Here is a 15,151-nt window from a genome sequence, read left to right on the forward strand (position 1 = left end):
CCGGAAACTACGCACCGGACTCTGCTGTGCGGTGAATTATTCAGCGTTTCCTTAGGATTATGCTGGGCATTACAGTACATTACTGCACTTCCATAGCCCAAGTTTCCTCAGCAATATAGCGAATTAGTGGAGTGATTAAAATATATGCCTCTGAACAAAGCCCCGCTTAACCTGTCGAAGCCACAGGCAATAACAGACAGGAGGGAATCATACAAACGGAAAATGTGACCTTGCTGGGATGGCAAGAACGATTCGGGGCGGAAAAGGCATGCTTGGATCAGTTGATCCGCTATCGCTGGCCGGATGGGTTTTCATCTGTCCGCACTGTGGGCACGATCAGGGTTACTTTATTGGTGGACGGCATATTTACCCATGCACGGCTTGCACGCGTCAGGTATCGGTGATGGCTGGTACGATTTTCGAGGCCAGCTAACTGCCGCTGGTGAAATGGTTCTGGGCTATTTACCTGATGGCTTCGGACAAGGGCGGCACGCCCGGTTTCATGCGACCGTGCTGCGGGGACGCGCCTCTGTTCGCTTGCAAGGACGCCTGCCAATGCGATTGCAAGGGATAGACCCAGATGTCCTTGATCGTCCCCTGAGCCGTATGACTTTTATCCTGCCGGCCACGCCCTTGCGTTTGCCCAATGAGAATCCAGTTGGCGGCTCGATAGCAGGTGCCACGGTAGCAGCTGCGATCAACAAAAGTTTCCACCAGCACCGGTGTGATGCCATAGCGCAACTGCCAGTCATTTGCCAGGCGAGATAGCGCCAAGCTCAACACGTGCGAGGCCAGGTTGGGAACTCGGACACCGGGCAGAATCAGATACCGGCTATTGCCGACTATCTTGGGCAACTCCGTTTGGCGAGTTGTGTCATTCCAGCCTATCCAAGCATCGCGAGGCGCTAGTCGCCACGGGGAGCACTGAAGCTCAATCCGCCCACAAACCCCGCTTCGCAGGCCACCAGATAACGGAGTTCCGCCCAGCACAACGGCCCTGTGCCCAAGGGGGTGCGCCTGCATAACCGCCCACCAAGTGCTCGATAATTCAGTTTGCCCACTGTCAACCGGTACCAGCCATACACGCCCCATTTCAGCCAGACTCGTCTCAATTGGACAGCCAAGCCAATGGCGCAGGCGTCAATGCCCTGGCAGGCTTGGCAAATGAGACATTCTTCCCTAATGGGAAGCCAAATGACCCCGCGCCACGCCAGCATGAGCAAAGCGACTCGACAGCTCATGGGCGCCTCTAAAAATTCAAGTTTCTAAGCAAGACAAGGCGCGAGTAAAAAATTAGAGCGCGGCATATAGTTGATATGTAAGCGATAATTTTTTTCGAGTAACGCCGTATTGTGACGAAAATTGGATTTTTAGAGGTGCCCTCATGTCTTTCGGCTGCCCATCAGCACCTTGCCATTCCATCCAGGTGCAAACCTCACGCGACAGCGCGGTGCGCGTCAACGCAGGATCGCCCTCCACCCGCGAACGAATTAGCGTTAGTATCTCTTCGGAAAAATGTCGACCCGCTATCAGCATGAAAGCAGGTTAGCAAAAAAGGCTCCTCGTGTTCAGCGTAAACTGTGGGACAAGATCAGAGCATAGCTGGGGGATTTCCCATGTTGGGTTAATATCGTAAAGGCTTTTTTTTGACATAAACAGGTGAAATATATATCATGCGCGCCTTATGTTTGAACGGCAATTTATAGATAGCTTGGACTTTGCTAATAACAACCGGGAATTGCGCGGTGAAATTGCAATGGCTGAAATGCCCCGGCTGCAGGATAAGCTGGTTGTTCTTGATGTTGGTTTTGAACACGATCGCAAAGAGGAAATTAACTACTCCCTGCGCGGTTTTCGTGACAGAAATGGCAAACCGATGCTGGAAGTGAAGCTGGACGGACTGTGTCAGCTGCGGTGTCAGCGATGTTTGCAGGGCTTGATCTATCCATTGAAGCTGGTTTCGCAGTTGCTTCTGGTGCAAAACTGGGATGAATCCTCTGTTGTCGAGGAGGATGAGATAGATAGCATTCTAGTCGATAATCATTTGGACGTGCTTGCCTTGTTTGAGGAAGAAATTTTACTGAATCTGCCATTTGCACCGAGACATCCAGTAGGTGTTTGTCGACCTGTGAAAGAAGGATATGTAGTGGAAGAGATAGATCGGATAGATAAAAACCCGTTTGCGATTCTATCCGAGTTGAAATACAAGTAGTTTTTTTATTATTGGTTTTGCAAGGAGTTAATATGGCTGTTCAACAGAATAAAAAATCCCCATCCAAGCGTGGCATGCACCGCTCACACGATTTTCTGGTTAGCCCGGCGCTGGCGGTTGAGCCCTCCACTGGTGAACAGCATCTGCGTCACCACATCAGCCCAACTGGCTATTATCGTGGCAAAAGAGTTGTCAAAATAAAAGGCGACTAATCACATCTTGCGATAGCGGATGCGCAACAAATAAAAAGGTGCAGACGCATCTATGTATTCCAATATCCAAGTTTGAACATAGCGTAAGAGGATCGCCTGGTGGATGTCACGATAGCCATTGATGCCATGGGGGGCGACCACGGAACGCGCGTCACCGTTCCCGCTGCGGTGAGATATCTGCAACAACATCCAAACGATACTATCATATTGGTTGGATTGCCCGACGCAATCGAGGCTGAGCTACGCACCGTTAAGACGTCTATCGAGCCACGACTGCGTATCCAAGCAGCCAGTGAGGTGGTCGGCATGGATGAATCCCCACAATTGGTGTTACGTAGCAAAAAAGATTCTTCCATGCGCGTCGCCATTAACCTTGTAAAAAATGGCGAGGCGTCTGCTTGCGTAAGTGCCGGGAATACTGGTGCATTGATGGCAACAGCGCGTTATGTGCTTAAAATGCTGCCTGGTATAGACCGCCCCGCGATTGCTTCATTTCTGCCCACTCACAAGGGACAAGTCTGCATGCTCGATCTTGGTGCGAACGTGGATTGTAACGCTGAGAATTTATTACAGTTCGCCTTGATGGGTACCGCTCTGGTTTACGCTATTGAACATAAAAATAATCCTACGGTGGGCCTGCTCAATATTGGCAGCGAAGATATTAAGGGCAACGAAATCGTCAAGCAGGCGAGTGAACTGTTGCGACAAAGCGATTTAAATTTTTACGGCAACATCGAAGGCAACGATATTTTCAAGGGGGTAACCGACGTAGTGGTTTGCGACGGTTTTGTCGGGAATGTTGCACTAAAAACAACAGAGGGGCTGGCGCAGATGTTGGGTGGTTTCCTGCGTGAAGAATTTAACCGTAATATGTTTACCAAATTGACCGGGCTGATTGCCACTCCGGTACTCAAGGCATTCAGACGCCGTGTTGATCCGCGCCGTTACAACGGTGCCAGCCTGTTAGGACTAAAAGGTATCGTGCTGAAAAGCCACGGCTCTGCCGATGCGTTCGCATTCTTTTGTGCTATTGAACGTGCCGCCGAAGAAGCCCGCGGCGGCATGTTGCATCACATCAGCGAGCACATAGAAAAGTGGCATCATGCAGGCCAACAAAAGGCAAGGGAGGCTTCCTGATATATTCAAGAATAATTGGCACCGGCAGCTACCTACCAGCCAAGATTTTAACTAACTTCGACCTTGAGAAGCTGGTCGAAACTTCGCATGACTGGATTGTCACACGCAGCGGCATTGTCGAGCGGCACTTTGCCGCTGAAGGTGAGCAGGCCAGTGATATGGCATTGCATGCCAGCCAGCGTGCACTGGAGGCAGCTGGAATCGGCGTGGACGAGATTGATCTGGTCATTGTCGCTACGACCACGCCGGATCATATCCTACCCAGTACTGCGTGCATCCTGCAAGACAAGCTGGGCATTAAGAATGGCGCGGCCTTCGACGTGCAAGCTGTGTGCAGCGGCTTTATTTATGCGTTAAATACCGCTGATCTGTTTATTCGAGGTGGGCAGGCTCGCAATGCCTTAGTAGTAGGCACCGAAGTGTTGTCACGCTTGCTTAACTGGGAAGATCGCACTACCTGTGTATTGTTTGGTGATGGGGCGGGCGCAGTGGTACTGCAGCGTAGCGATGTGCCGGGCATCCTTTCCGCCAAGTTGCATGCCGACGGTAGCCACCGTAACAAGTTAAGTGCCGACGGTGGCATACGTGATGGCGCGATATTCGGCGATCCTTACATAAAAATGGACGGTCAGGCGGTGTTTAAGTTCGCTGTCAAGGTACTAAGTGAAGTAGTGGAAGAGGTCTTGGCCGAGAACAAAATGAAGTGCACCGACATCGATTGGCTAGTTCCCCACCAAGCCAATATCCGCATAATGGAAGCCACCGCCAAGAAGCTTGGGCTGAGCATGGACAAAGTGGTGGTGACCGTTGCCCATCACGGCAATACATCGGCGGCATCCATTCCGCTAGCGCTCGACACCGCAGTGCGCGATGGGCGCATTCAGCCCGGTCAGCATGTGCTACTGGAGGCAGTCGGCGGTGGTTTCACCTGGGGTGCAGTTCTTCTGCGCTGGTAACTTCTTGTAATATTCTCCAAGTGTTTATAACTAAATTCGCTTTCGTTTTTCCAGGGCAAGGCTCGCAATCACGCGGCATGATGAACAATTACGCCGACTTTCCCGTAGTGCGTGACACCTTTGCCGAAGCTTCCGATATATTGCAACAAGACTTGTGGCAATTGGTTGCGGAAGGCAGTGATGCGGAACTCAACGATACTGTGAATACGCAGCCTCTCATGCTTACTGCCGGAGTGGCGGTGTATCGCGCCTGGCAAAGCTTGAATGCTCCGACACCGGCATTGCTGGCTGGTCACAGCCTCGGCGAATACACCGCGCTGGTGGTGGGTGGGGCGCTTCAATTTGCTGATGCTTTGCCATTGGTGCGTTATCGAGCTGAATGTATGCAAGAAGCCGTGCCAAAAGGTGTAGGAGGTATCGCTGCAATTCTTGGGTTGGATGACGAAAGCGTGCTTAAGGTGTGCATTGAAGCTGCTCAAGACGAAGTGTTGGAAGCAGTTAATTTCAACTCGCCCGGACAGGTAGTGATTGCCGGCAACCGTGCGGCGGTTGAACGCGGCATGGAGTTGGCCAAGGTCAAAGGTGCGAAACGCGCGCTGATGCTACCGATGAGCGTGCCATCGCATTGCAGTCTGTTGCGTGGCGCGGCGGAATTGTTGTGCGTCAGATTGAATGGCGTGACGATGCAAGCTCCCTCCATCCCAGTTCTGCACAATGCCGATGTAAGAAGCTATACGGATGTACTTTCTATTAAAGATGCTCTCGTACGCCAGTTATATTCGCCGGTACGTTGGGTGGAAACTGTGCAATGTTTCGGTCAAAAATTTATTACACATAACGTCGAATGTTCACCCGGCAAAGTGCTTATGGCCCTGAACAAACGCATTGACACAAACCAACAGGCCTTGGCACTGAGCGATGGCAATGCCTTGCAATCCGCATGTGCAGCATTGACAAAAAAACCGGAGGGTGAATGAGTTTGCAAGGACAGATTGCATTGGTAACCGGCGCCAGTCGTGGCATCGGGCAGGGTATTGTGTTGGAACTAGGCAGGCATGGTGCAACCGTGATCGGCACCGCAACCACCAAAAATAGGGCGCAGGCAATTAGTGAATATTTGGCAGAAGCTGGCATCAAGGGCTGTGGCATGGCGCTTGACGTCAATGATGTCGTACAAATTGATCAGGTTATCAGCGATACTCGAAAGCAATATGGTGAAATTTCTATTTTGGTAAATAACGCGGGCATTACCCGCGACAACCTGCTAGCGCGTATGACAGATGAGGAATGGGACGACATCATATCGACCAACCTGAAATCTGTGTTCCGAATGAGTCGCGCCGTACTTCGAGCCATGATGAAGGCGCGCCACGGCCGCATTATCAATATTTCCTCGGTGATAGGCAGCATGGGCAATGCGGGACAAGCTAATTACGCCGCCTCCAAGGCTGGCATCATCGGTTTCAGCAAATCGCTGGCTCGCGAAATTGGTAGTCGAAACATAACCGTTAATTGCATCGCACCCGGTTTTATCGCTACCGATATGACCGAGGCATTGTCGCAGCCACAGCGCGACAAACTGGTTGAGCATGTGCCGTTAAAACGCTTGGGGCAAGTGGCCGATGTTGCTGCCGCCGTAGCTTTTCTTGCCGGTCCAGGAGCTGCTTACATAACTGGTGCGACCTTACATGTAAATGGTGGAATATACATGGAGTGAAGTAGTTGGTTTCATTTGCAGCAATTCTGACTTAAGGGCACCTCTAAAAATCCAATTTTCGTCACAATACGGCGTTACTCGAAAAAAATTATCGCTTACATATCATTTTATGCCGCGCTCAAATTTTTTACTTGTGCCTTGTCTTGCCTAGAAACTTGAATTTTTAGAGGCGCCCTTAAAAACGCTGTTAATGTAAAAATGACGTTTGGGGGGCGACTTGAAGAGTGCTTTTTGCTGACATTATCTCTACCAAATCGCGAAACGACAACTGATAACGCAGATACTACCGAACGCAAAGCATGTTGGCTTTTGTTCAAAGTGTCGTCCCATGCACAATTCCTCCATGCTTTTTAACTTTGCCATCACTATCATCCACCAGTCGAAAAAGATGTCAGTCTAGCCCATAGCAAAACTTGCATCAGGGCCCCCGCCAGCCATCCGCACTACAGCGCCACTTCATGCTTTAAAACAACAAGACTCAATATGAATCGATTTTAAAAGCGCTGGCATCAAGTACATCACTCTGTTTACTTTAAAACAAACGTTTGATACACTTGTTTGCTGTTTTTTTAGAAAAGTAAGGAGAGGAATATGATCACCGTAGCGCCCGATGATAGCCTGCCCTGCGCCAAGCTTTTTATCGTTGAGCACTTCTCTGCATGATTACTGAGACAAAAATTAGCTTGAGTGAACAGACACGCGAACGCTTGCTTGCGGCCGCTCGTGTGGTTTTCTCGGAAAGCGGTTTTCAAAACGCCACAGTACGTGAGATTTGCCGTCGTGCAGAAGTGAATATTGCAGCGGTGAATTATTATTTCAACAGCAAAGAAGCTTTGTTCGCTGCTACCTTGAATTTTGAGCCGCTGCTGACATTGTGCAAGCAAATCAATCAAGGCTCAACCTGCGCCCAAGAGCGGTTACTTAATTTCATTCACGATTTTTTGATGCAGCTGCTGGATGAAAAAGAATTCTCAGTGCAATGTCAGTTCATGGCGCGTGAACTGGCGGAACCGACTCCAGTGCTAGGCAAGATCGTGCAGGAGGCCATCGCACCGATACATCAGTTTGTCGCTAATCTGGTGCGCGAAATCGTGGGTAAAAAGATTAGTGAAGCAGAATTGCGCCGCTGTGTGTTCAGTATTTTCGGCCAGTGCATGTATTACCGTCACGGGCAACCAGTAATTCAGCGATTGCACCCAAAATTGCGCTATGACCACAGAGAAATCGAAGCCATCGCAAAACATATCGGGGACTTTTCTCTTGCTGGTTTGAAGCAGATTGCTCAAAACCAATGTCCGTAATTACCCGCGCTTGGCAATTCAGAAATTATTCTGAAATGTTTTGCAGAATGGTTATTTTTACGGATGACTTGGTGAAATTGAGGCGAATGATTTACTGGAGATATAGATGAAACAGGACGCTTTCTTGTCAGTTTGCAAGGCAGCTTTTGCGGCCGTATTTTTACTCATGCTGCTTTCAGGTTGCGGCTCTGGTGACAGTCAAAAAAAACCTGCAGCGGCTGCAGCTCCTCCGCCTCCCGAAGTCGATGTAATCACCGTTACGCGAAGCTCAGTAGTTCTCACTCAAGATTTGCCCGGCCGCCTTCAGGCATATCGTACAGCTCAAGTACGAGCCAGAGTGGAAGGAGTGGTTGAAAAACGAAAGTTCACCGAAGGCAGCAATGTTAAAGAGGGTGATTCGCTATATCAGATTTTTTCACGCAACTACCAGACAGCCCATGATGCGTCCAAAGCAGACGTGGCTGCTGCCCGTCAGACACTGGCGCGTTATAAATATCTTCTGGACGCAAAGGCAGTTAGCCGGCAAGAATATGAATTGGCAGAGGCCAAGCTCAAACAGGTCGAAGCAGCCTTTTCCAAGGCGCGGGAAGATTTGGACAATACCCGTGTACCCGCTCCTATTTCGGGTCGCATAGGGCGCTCTCAAATTACCGAAGGGGCGCTTGTTGGCCGTAACGAAGCCACGCTACTTGCAACTATCGAGCAAGTCCATCCTCTCTATGTAAACTTCACGCAATCGGGTGCCGACACTTTCCGTCTTCAGCAGGCAATTAAAGCTGGAAAGTTGACGCGAACCGAGTTAGCTGAAGTTGAGCTGGTTCTTGAAGATGGAAGTGTCTATCCCCAATCGGGCAAATTTCTGTTCTCAGATTTGGCCGTTGATCCCAGTACAAATAGCGTTTCACTCCGGGCAGAGTTTCCAAATCCTAAACAAGAACTACTACCCGGGATGTTTGTTCGCATTCGTTTCCCAGAGGCGAATGCCGACAACGCTATCAGGATACCTCAACGTGCACTGCTAGCGGATGCGCAGGGACAATTTGTGATGATTGTAGATCCACAGAGTAAGGTGGCAGTCCAGCGGGTTAAGACTGGCAGTATGGCGAGTGGGGATTTCATCATCACCGAGGGGTTAAAAGGCGGTGAACAGTTAATTGTCAACGGCTTGCAAAAAGTGCGGCCGGGCAGCGTTGTGAAGCCCGTACCCTTAAATCAAACTGCAAAAGAAAATACCCCAGTGGCAATAGCCCGTGCGAAAAAATAGAGGCTGACGTGTTAGCTAATTTCTTTATAGACCGCCCCATTTTTGCCTGGGTCATCGCCTTAGTAATCCTGCTTGGCGGGGGGCTTGCGCTACGTAGTTTGCCGGTTACCTCTTATCCGGCTGTGGCTCCTCCGGCTCTGGCTATTACTCTTAGCTACCCTGGTGCCTCCGCCCAAGTAGTTGAGGAAACCGCCGTCGCCTTGATTGAGCAGGAATTGAATGGCATCGAACACTTGCTCTACATGGATTCGTCCTCCGAGCTTGGCCGCGGTACCATCACACTAACCTTCGAAGCGGGCTCTAATCTGGACATTGCCTCGGTCGAAACCCAAAATCGCATCAAGCGTGCCGAAGCGCGCTTGCCAGAGGATGTGCGCCGCCTGGGGGTAACTGTGGCGAAGTCAGCGCGAAATTACTTGATGTTCGTCGCACTTGTTTCGCCAGACAAAAGCCGCGATAACGTTGCGCTTGGCAGTTATGCGGCTGCTAACGTGCTGGAGAGCATCCGCCGTGTGCCCGGGGTAGGTGAAGGAATACTCTTCGGCACCGAATATTCAATGCGGATATGGCTTCAGCCAGAGCGACTTCATGCATTTAGCTTGACCCCAGGCGATGTTTCACGCGCTGTACGAGCGCAGAACATACAGCTTGCCATGGGTGAGCTTGGACAACTCCCCGCACTGGACGGCCAGCAATTGAACGCGGTCATCGTTACCCAAGGCAGGCTGTCATCCCCTGAGGAATTCGGTAATATCATAGTGCGCGCCAACCCGGATGGCTCCACAGTACGTATTAAAGACATAGCGTCGGTGGAATTAGGGGCACAAGATTATTCCGTAGCCGCACGACTTGATGGTCAACCGGCTTCAGCCATAGCCATTCGCTTGGCACCGGGTGCCAATGCCCTGGATACAGCCAAAGCTGTCAAAGCCAAGATGACGGAGCTAGCCAAATTTTTTCCAAAAGGGATCAATTGGGTGGTGCCTTATGACACCTCTCAATTTGTTGAAATATCGATCCGGGAAGTTGTGAAGACTTTGGCAGAAGCGATGGTCCTTGTTTTTTTGGTTATGTACCTATTCCTGGGAAATTTTCGTGCCACTATCATCCCCACTATCGTTGTCCCGATTGCTCTCATCGGAGCCACCGTGGGACTGTACATTGTAGGCTACTCAATCAACACCTTGACGCTATTTGCCATGGTGTTGGCCATCGGCATTGTGGTGGATGACGCCATTGTGGTAGTGGAAAATGTCGAACGCATCATGACCGAAGAAGGACTACAGCCACGCGAAGCCACGCGCAAGGCGATGGGGCAGATTATAAATGCCATTATTGCCATCACTTTGGTACTAATTGCAGTATTCATTCCTATGGCTTTCTTTAGTGGTTCTGTCGGAGCCATCTATCGTCAATTCTCGGTAACGCTGATACTGACAATAGCCTTTTCAATGTTGATGGCGTTAACGTTAACGCCAGCACTGTGTGCCACATTGCTGAAACACACTCCGGGGCATGAGAAAAAGCCTGGCACGGGTTTCTTTGGCTGGTTTAATCGTTTTTTCAGCAGAACGACCCAACGCTACAAATCTGGCGTAGGACATGTTTTAAAAAAGACCGGGCTCTATCTTATTATCTATTCCGTCATTCTGATTGCGGTGGGGGGACTGTTTTCACGTTTGCCAACCAGCTTCCTGCCTGAGGAAGATCAAGGTTATTTTATTAGCGTGATCCAGTTGCCGCCAGGTTCTACTCGAGAACGTACGCTCGAGGTTTTAACTCAAGTAGAGCAGTTTTATCTTAAACAACCAGAAGTTGAGCATGTTATCGGAGTGGCTGGCTTTTCATTTTTTGGCCGTGGCCAAAATGCTGCTATTGCTTTCGTTCGACTTAAGGGCTGGGATGCGCGCCCTACACCAGAGAACTCCGCTTCTTCTCTAGTCAAACGAGCCAACATGACATTGTTTCGCATCAAACAGGCCATGATTTTTTCCATTAACGTACCGCCCATTCCGGAGTTAGCCGCTGTGGGCGGATTCGATTTTCGCTTGCAGGATCGTTCAGGTCAGGGACGTGAAAAACTACTTGAAGCGCGCAATATGGCATTGGGCATAGCCAGTCAAAATCCAGCATTAGTGGGCGTACGGCCAGAGGGACAAGAAGCGGGGCCGCAATTGCGGCTGGATATTGACCGACTAAAAGCACGCGCCTTAGGCATCGATTTGGCTGACTTGAATGAAACCCTGCAATCGGCACTAGGCGTTGCCTATATCAACGACTTCGTGCGTGAAGGCCGCATCCTGCGGGTCCAGATGCAAGCAGAGCCCAGCGTAGTAGCAACACCCGAGGAAATATTGCGCTTGCCTGTACGAAATGCTCAGGGCGCAATGGTGCCCTTGTCCGAATTTACCGCGCCACGCTGGGATGTCGGATCGCCGAAGCTGGATCGTTACAACGGCCTGCCATCAATGAAAATTTCCGGTGGTCCCGCTCTTGGTCGCAGCAGCGGCGATGCAATAGCGGCGATGGAGCAAATGGCTAGCCAATTACCGTCAGGTTTTGGTTTTGAATGGTCTGGAACCTCTTATGAGGAACGCCTGTCTGGCAGCCAGGCGATATTACTCTTTGGCCTTTCGTTAGTTGCCGTATTTTTGTGCTTGGCAGCACTTTATGAGAGCTGGTCAATACCAGTAGCGGTTTTGCTGGTAGTGCCCATCGGCATCCTTGGCGCATTGCTGGCCATGACGTTGCGAGGCATGCCAAACGATGTTTATTTCAAGGTAGGACTGATTGTTATCATTGGTCTTTCGGCCAAAAATGCGATCTTGATAATTGAATTTGCGCGTGACCTGCAGGAGCGAGGCTACAGTCTGTTTGACGCTACGCTGGAAGCTTGCAGGTTAAGGTTCCGTCCCATATTAATGACATCGATCGCATTTATTTTAGGCGTACTGCCCTTGGCTATTTCCACAGGTGCAGGGGCTAATGGTCGCCAAGCCATTGGCACTAGTGTCATGGGGGGGATGATAGCCGCAACGGTTCTGGCGGTATTTTTGGTGCCGGTATTTTTTGTTGTCGTACGTCGCATCTTTCCCGGTCATTCACGCCGACATCAGGAAGACGATCATGCGTAAACCTAAAAATAGCGCAATCTATTGATATGAAACATTGCACAAATAACTATTTCACGAAAGCCAGAACATCGCTCGTGCTTCTGTGTAGTGGTTCGCTACTAGCGGCATGCGCCGCCGGGCCGAACTACCAGCGCCCAGGAATGGATTTGCCAGAACATTGGGTAACCAAGCCAAGCGCTATTAGTCCTGCTACAGAAAAGCCGGTAAATGCTGCTGGAGAACGCTGGTGGAGCCTATATTCCGATCCAGTCCTCGATAAGATCGAAGATGAGGCACTTGCTCATAATGTGGATGCCCAAGTTGCCGTTGCACGAATATTAGAAGCGCGTGCCCAACTCGGAATAACCGAATCAGATCAGTATCCGAAACTTAACGCCAACGGAACCCAATCACGCACCAAAAGAAGCATTAACCCCGGGCTTTTTATTCCTCCAGTACGTATCTTGGAATTCTCGCGCGTCACCCTGGATGCCAGCTACGAGCTGGATCTATGGGGAAAATTCCGCCGCGTCAGCGAGGCCTCACGTGCTGATCTATTTGCGACACAATCTAACAGAGACGCTGTACGCTTATCACTAACTGCACAAGTGGCGCAACAATACTTTGCTTTGCTGTCGGCTGATGCCCAAGAATCTGCTATACGCCGAGTGTTAGCCGGACGTCAGGAAAGGCTCGCATTAGATAAAAAGCGTCACGAGGTAGGGGTCATTTCAGAATATGAGCTACACCAATCTGAGGCTGATGCTGACACTGCACAATCGCAACTCATCTCCATTACTAAAGCTCGTGACCAACAAGAAGCAAGTCTCGCGCTGTTACTGGGCCGCTCACCGCGCAACGTGATGAATGGCAAACTGGAGCGTGGCAATCCCACTCTTACTAACGTTTGGGTGCCCGATGGCTTACCGGCTGAATTGCTACTGCGCAGACCAGATATACAAGAAGCAGAACAAAAGTTAATAGCAATGAATGCGCGTATCGGCGCAGCGCGCGCACAGTTCTTCCCTTCAATTAGTTTAACCTCCTATCTCGGCAGTGAAAGTATTTCACTCTCTAATCTATTTACCGGGCCGGCTGGTATTTTTCAGTTTGCCGCTGGTATTGGTCAGCCAATCTTTAATGCCGGCCGTATTAGATTTGGTATAAAGGTAGCGGAGTCTCGCCGTGATCAGGCGTTAGCTCAATATAAGCAGACAGTCGCTAGTGCTTTCGCCGATGTGCGCAACGCTTTGTTCGCACAAGAATCCGCGCGCCAGACACTACTCGCCGAAAGCTCCCGCAGCAGGGCGCTTTCGAAAGCTCATAAACAAGCGGAATTGCGATATCAAGTGGGCATTTCCAGCCGCTTGGAATTTTTGGATGTGGAGCGTAATTATCTGCAAGCAGAACTGAACCGCATAGATGCAGAGCGTGCCCAGCGTACAGCAGTTGCTGACTTGTTTAAGGCGTTGGCTGGAGGGTGGCAGCAACCCACCGTTAAGCCGACACAGCGACCATTACCGTCTTGAAATTGAGTAACGTATGGATGCATCTTGAAATTAATCATCTTTGCCCGTTCTTGCAGTAGGCATTTCATTGCTCATTACACTGAAATGCAAAAACTTGCAATTTCTTTTCATAAACATGATAATAAGCACGAATTATTCCCATTTGCATTTCATGAATTTTGAAAGTTTTTTCTAACAAAGAAAGAGCCAAAAGCTTCTGTTTAGGATTTTTTTCATCATAAAGAGCGTGATTGTAATTAATTATATAGGCCGGATAGATAGACTTCAGGCTACCCCTCCGCAACAAGTTGAACTTGGTCGCAAAAACACTAAGATCCAATAAATCCGGGATGCCAACACACATCGGCTTGCACACCACAAAGGAGAAGTCATGTTTCAGACACTGATGATTACCTTTCGAGAAGGCTTGGAAGCTTTTTTGATCATTGCAATTTCATTAATTTATTTAACACAAACTAACCGTCGCGAATTGATCCCTGCAGTACATAGTGGCGTGGGCTTGGCGCTACTGCTGTCCGCATTGCTGGGAGTGATACTGGCTCGCATCGGCGCTATTTCTTCATTTTGGATGGGAATGATGGCACTTGTCGCCGCCATATCAGTCATATATTGCACAGTGCATATGAGCAAGATGGGTAAGTTTATGAAGAGAGAAATTACCGATGGTTTCAATAAAGCATCGGAACAGTCTTCCGGTCGCGCCTGGATGATCGCCTTCTTCTTTTCCGCATTTATGGTGGGACGCGAAGGAGTCGAGACAGCAACTATGATTGCTTCGCTCGCGGCGCAAGCAGAAACGTCGCGTATGGCGATCGGGGCAGTGGTCGGCGTGTTACTGGCAGGCTTACTCGCTTGGGCTTGGGTCAAATTCGGCCGACGAATAAACTTACAGAAATTTTTTCAGTTTACCGCTGTCTTCATGACAATCTTTGCCTTGCAATTAATATTCTATGCGTTTCATGAATTTACCGAAGCTGGCGCGCTACCTTTGGTCGATAACGCTTATTGGCATGTGGCCACCGAGCCTTGGTCACCGGAAGGTGAATATAGTCAATGGTTTTCGTACAGCTTTGGCATTTTACCGTTAGGTTGGTTAATCTATGCTTATTTCTCCGATCGAAAAACGAATTCCGCTAAGCTAGCCTCTTAGCTTGTCAACTCTCATTTAATATGCCCTTATATTCAATACAAGCAATGGCTTTCCAACCCCGCGCAATGGCAATTGCAGTATAAAAACGGCACATGAGCGCAGTATCATTATTTTCGGCACCGCATCTTCCTATGATGACTTGGCCGCAGGTCAAGCGCCTAGTACCGTTGGTTTTAATCATCTTGCTGCACATCGTTTTTTTCTACGCATTGATAAACGGCTGGTTCTACCAAACCGAGCAAGCATTACCAAAAGTCGAACAAGGATTACCAAAAGAAATATTTGTCAGCTTAATCACAGTCGACAATACACCCGAACCTACACCGCCAGAACCAACGCCGCCAGAACCTCAACCAACACCACCGAAACCAGAGCCTGTCGTAAAGAAAACTGTCACTCCGCCACCGGTAATTCCGGTTATTAACAAAATGCCGTCAGAACAAGCCATCACAACGCCGCCCGTTCCTCCGCAACCACCTGTTCCACCTAAACCGGCCGAAGTGGCTCCGCCATCTGAACCGGCGCCGTCCGCCCCGCCTCCGTCTGCGCCCCTGCCCCCG

General features: G+C 49.8%; 15 protein-coding genes. 12 read left to right on the plus strand and 3 right to left on the minus strand.

Annotated elements, in window-relative coordinates; genetic code table 11:
* Positions 1 to 238: 238 nt before the first annotated feature.
* A complete protein-coding gene (locus MJ768_RS00055; RefSeq protein ID WP_445082946.1) occupies positions 239 to 433 on the plus strand; it encodes a transposase in 195 nt (64 codons plus the stop codon).
* A 29-nt stretch (positions 434 to 462) separates the two neighbouring features.
* Here the strand turns inward: MJ768_RS00055 and MJ768_RS00060 are convergent, their stop codons facing one another.
* Complete coding sequence (locus tag MJ768_RS00060; RefSeq protein ID WP_239287133.1) at positions 463 to 1,092, minus strand: Druantia anti-phage system protein DruA; 630 nt, start codon at positions 1,090 to 1,092, stop codon at positions 463 to 465.
* Between the two features lie 592 nt (positions 1,093 to 1,684).
* Here MJ768_RS00060 and MJ768_RS00065 point away from each other — a divergent pair.
* The 10 genes from MJ768_RS00065 to MJ768_RS00110 all read left to right on the plus strand — a co-directional run bounded on the left by MJ768_RS00065 (position 1,685) and on the right by MJ768_RS00110 (position 13,441).
* A complete protein-coding gene (locus tag MJ768_RS00065; RefSeq protein ID WP_239287135.1) occupies positions 1,685 to 2,212 on the plus strand; it encodes a YceD family protein in 528 nt (175 codons plus the stop codon).
* Positions 2,213 to 2,244: 32 nt separating this feature from the next.
* On the plus strand, positions 2,245 to 2,424 hold the full coding sequence (gene rpmF, locus MJ768_RS00070; protein WP_239237455.1) for a 50S ribosomal protein L32: 180 nt from the start codon (positions 2,245 to 2,247) through the stop codon (positions 2,422 to 2,424).
* Positions 2,425 to 2,523: 99 nt separating this feature from the next.
* On the plus strand, positions 2,524 to 3,561 hold the full coding sequence (gene plsX / locus MJ768_RS00075; RefSeq protein WP_239287137.1) for a phosphate acyltransferase PlsX: 1,038 nt from the start codon (positions 2,524 to 2,526) through the stop codon (positions 3,559 to 3,561).
* Positions 3,558 to 4,517 carry a beta-ketoacyl-ACP synthase III gene (locus MJ768_RS00080; RefSeq protein WP_305855901.1) on the plus strand — a complete coding sequence of 320 codons (960 nt, stop codon included), beginning with the start codon at positions 3,558 to 3,560 and terminating at the stop codon, positions 4,515 to 4,517. The genes plsX and MJ768_RS00080 overlap by 4 nt, the downstream gene beginning before the upstream one ends.
* 26 nt (positions 4,518 to 4,543) lie before the next feature.
* On the plus strand, positions 4,544 to 5,494 hold the full coding sequence (gene fabD / locus MJ768_RS00085) for an ACP S-malonyltransferase (RefSeq protein WP_239287157.1): 951 nt from the start codon (positions 4,544 to 4,546) through the stop codon (positions 5,492 to 5,494).
* Complete coding sequence (gene fabG, locus MJ768_RS00090) at positions 5,491 to 6,234, plus strand: 3-oxoacyl-ACP reductase FabG (protein WP_239287139.1); 744 nt, start codon at positions 5,491 to 5,493, stop codon at positions 6,232 to 6,234. The genes fabD and fabG overlap by 4 nt, the downstream gene beginning before the upstream one ends.
* Before the next feature lie 659 nt (positions 6,235 to 6,893).
* Positions 6,894 to 7,535, plus strand: coding sequence for a CerR family C-terminal domain-containing protein (locus MJ768_RS00095; RefSeq protein WP_239287141.1), 642 nt, complete (start codon positions 6,894 to 6,896; stop codon positions 7,533 to 7,535).
* Between the two features lie 106 nt (positions 7,536 to 7,641).
* On the plus strand, positions 7,642 to 8,799 hold the full coding sequence (locus tag MJ768_RS00100; RefSeq protein WP_239287143.1) for an efflux RND transporter periplasmic adaptor subunit: 1,158 nt from the start codon (positions 7,642 to 7,644) through the stop codon (positions 8,797 to 8,799).
* Between the two features lie 8 nt (positions 8,800 to 8,807).
* Positions 8,808 to 11,933 (plus strand): efflux RND transporter permease subunit, encoded by a 3,126-nt coding sequence (locus MJ768_RS00105; protein ID WP_239287145.1) that lies wholly within the window; start codon positions 8,808 to 8,810, stop codon positions 11,931 to 11,933.
* Positions 11,934 to 12,007: 74 nt separating this feature from the next.
* Entirely contained in the window at positions 12,008 to 13,441 is a 1,434-nt protein-coding gene (locus tag MJ768_RS00110; RefSeq protein ID WP_239287147.1) for an efflux transporter outer membrane subunit, read from the plus strand.
* Between the two features lie 64 nt (positions 13,442 to 13,505).
* On the opposite strand, the gene MJ768_RS00115 is transcribed toward MJ768_RS00110, so the two are convergent.
* Complete coding sequence (locus tag MJ768_RS00115; RefSeq protein WP_239287149.1) at positions 13,506 to 13,784, minus strand: hypothetical protein; 279 nt, start codon at positions 13,782 to 13,784, stop codon at positions 13,506 to 13,508.
* A 27-nt stretch (positions 13,785 to 13,811) separates the two neighbouring features.
* Here MJ768_RS00115 and MJ768_RS00120 point away from each other — a divergent pair, with 27 nt between their 5' ends.
* Entirely contained in the window at positions 13,812 to 14,591 is a 780-nt protein-coding gene (locus tag MJ768_RS00120; RefSeq protein ID WP_239287151.1) for an FTR1 family iron permease, read from the plus strand.
* A gap of 349 nt (positions 14,592 to 14,940) precedes the next feature.
* On the opposite strand, the gene MJ768_RS00125 is transcribed toward MJ768_RS00120, so the two are convergent.
* Positions 14,941 to 15,151, minus strand: a 211-nt coding sequence (locus MJ768_RS00125) for a hypothetical protein (protein ID WP_239287153.1), incomplete at its 5' end; no start/stop codon positions are given.

This window comes from Candidatus Nitrotoga sp. 1052, assembly GCF_927312905.1.
Classification (GTDB): Bacteria; Pseudomonadota; Gammaproteobacteria; order Burkholderiales; family Gallionellaceae; genus Nitrotoga.

Bases quoted from the DNA above. Each gene is read 5' to 3' on its own strand.
- MJ768_RS00055 (WP_445082946.1), top strand. From the start codon at position 239: ATGGCAAGAACGATTCGGGGCGGAAAAGGCATGCTTGGATCAGTTGAT.
- MJ768_RS00060 (WP_239287133.1), bottom strand. From the start codon at position 1,092: ATGGGGCGTGTATGGCTGGTACCGGTTGACAGTGGGCAAACTGAATTA.
- MJ768_RS00065 (WP_239287135.1), top strand. From the start codon at position 1,685: ATGTTTGAACGGCAATTTATAGATAGCTTGGACTTTGCTAATAACAAC.
- rpmF (WP_239237455.1), top strand. From the start codon at position 2,245: ATGGCTGTTCAACAGAATAAAAAATCCCCATCCAAGCGTGGCATGCAC.
- fabG (WP_239287139.1), top strand. From the start codon at position 5,491: ATGAGTTTGCAAGGACAGATTGCATTGGTAACCGGCGCCAGTCGTGGC.
- MJ768_RS00095 (WP_239287141.1), top strand. From the start codon at position 6,894: ATGATTACTGAGACAAAAATTAGCTTGAGTGAACAGACACGCGAACGC.
- MJ768_RS00100 (WP_239287143.1), top strand. From the start codon at position 7,642: ATGAAACAGGACGCTTTCTTGTCAGTTTGCAAGGCAGCTTTTGCGGCC.
- MJ768_RS00115 (WP_239287149.1), bottom strand. From the start codon at position 13,784: ATGTGTGTTGGCATCCCGGATTTATTGGATCTTAGTGTTTTTGCGACC.
- MJ768_RS00120 (WP_239287151.1), top strand. From the start codon at position 13,812: ATGTTTCAGACACTGATGATTACCTTTCGAGAAGGCTTGGAAGCTTTT.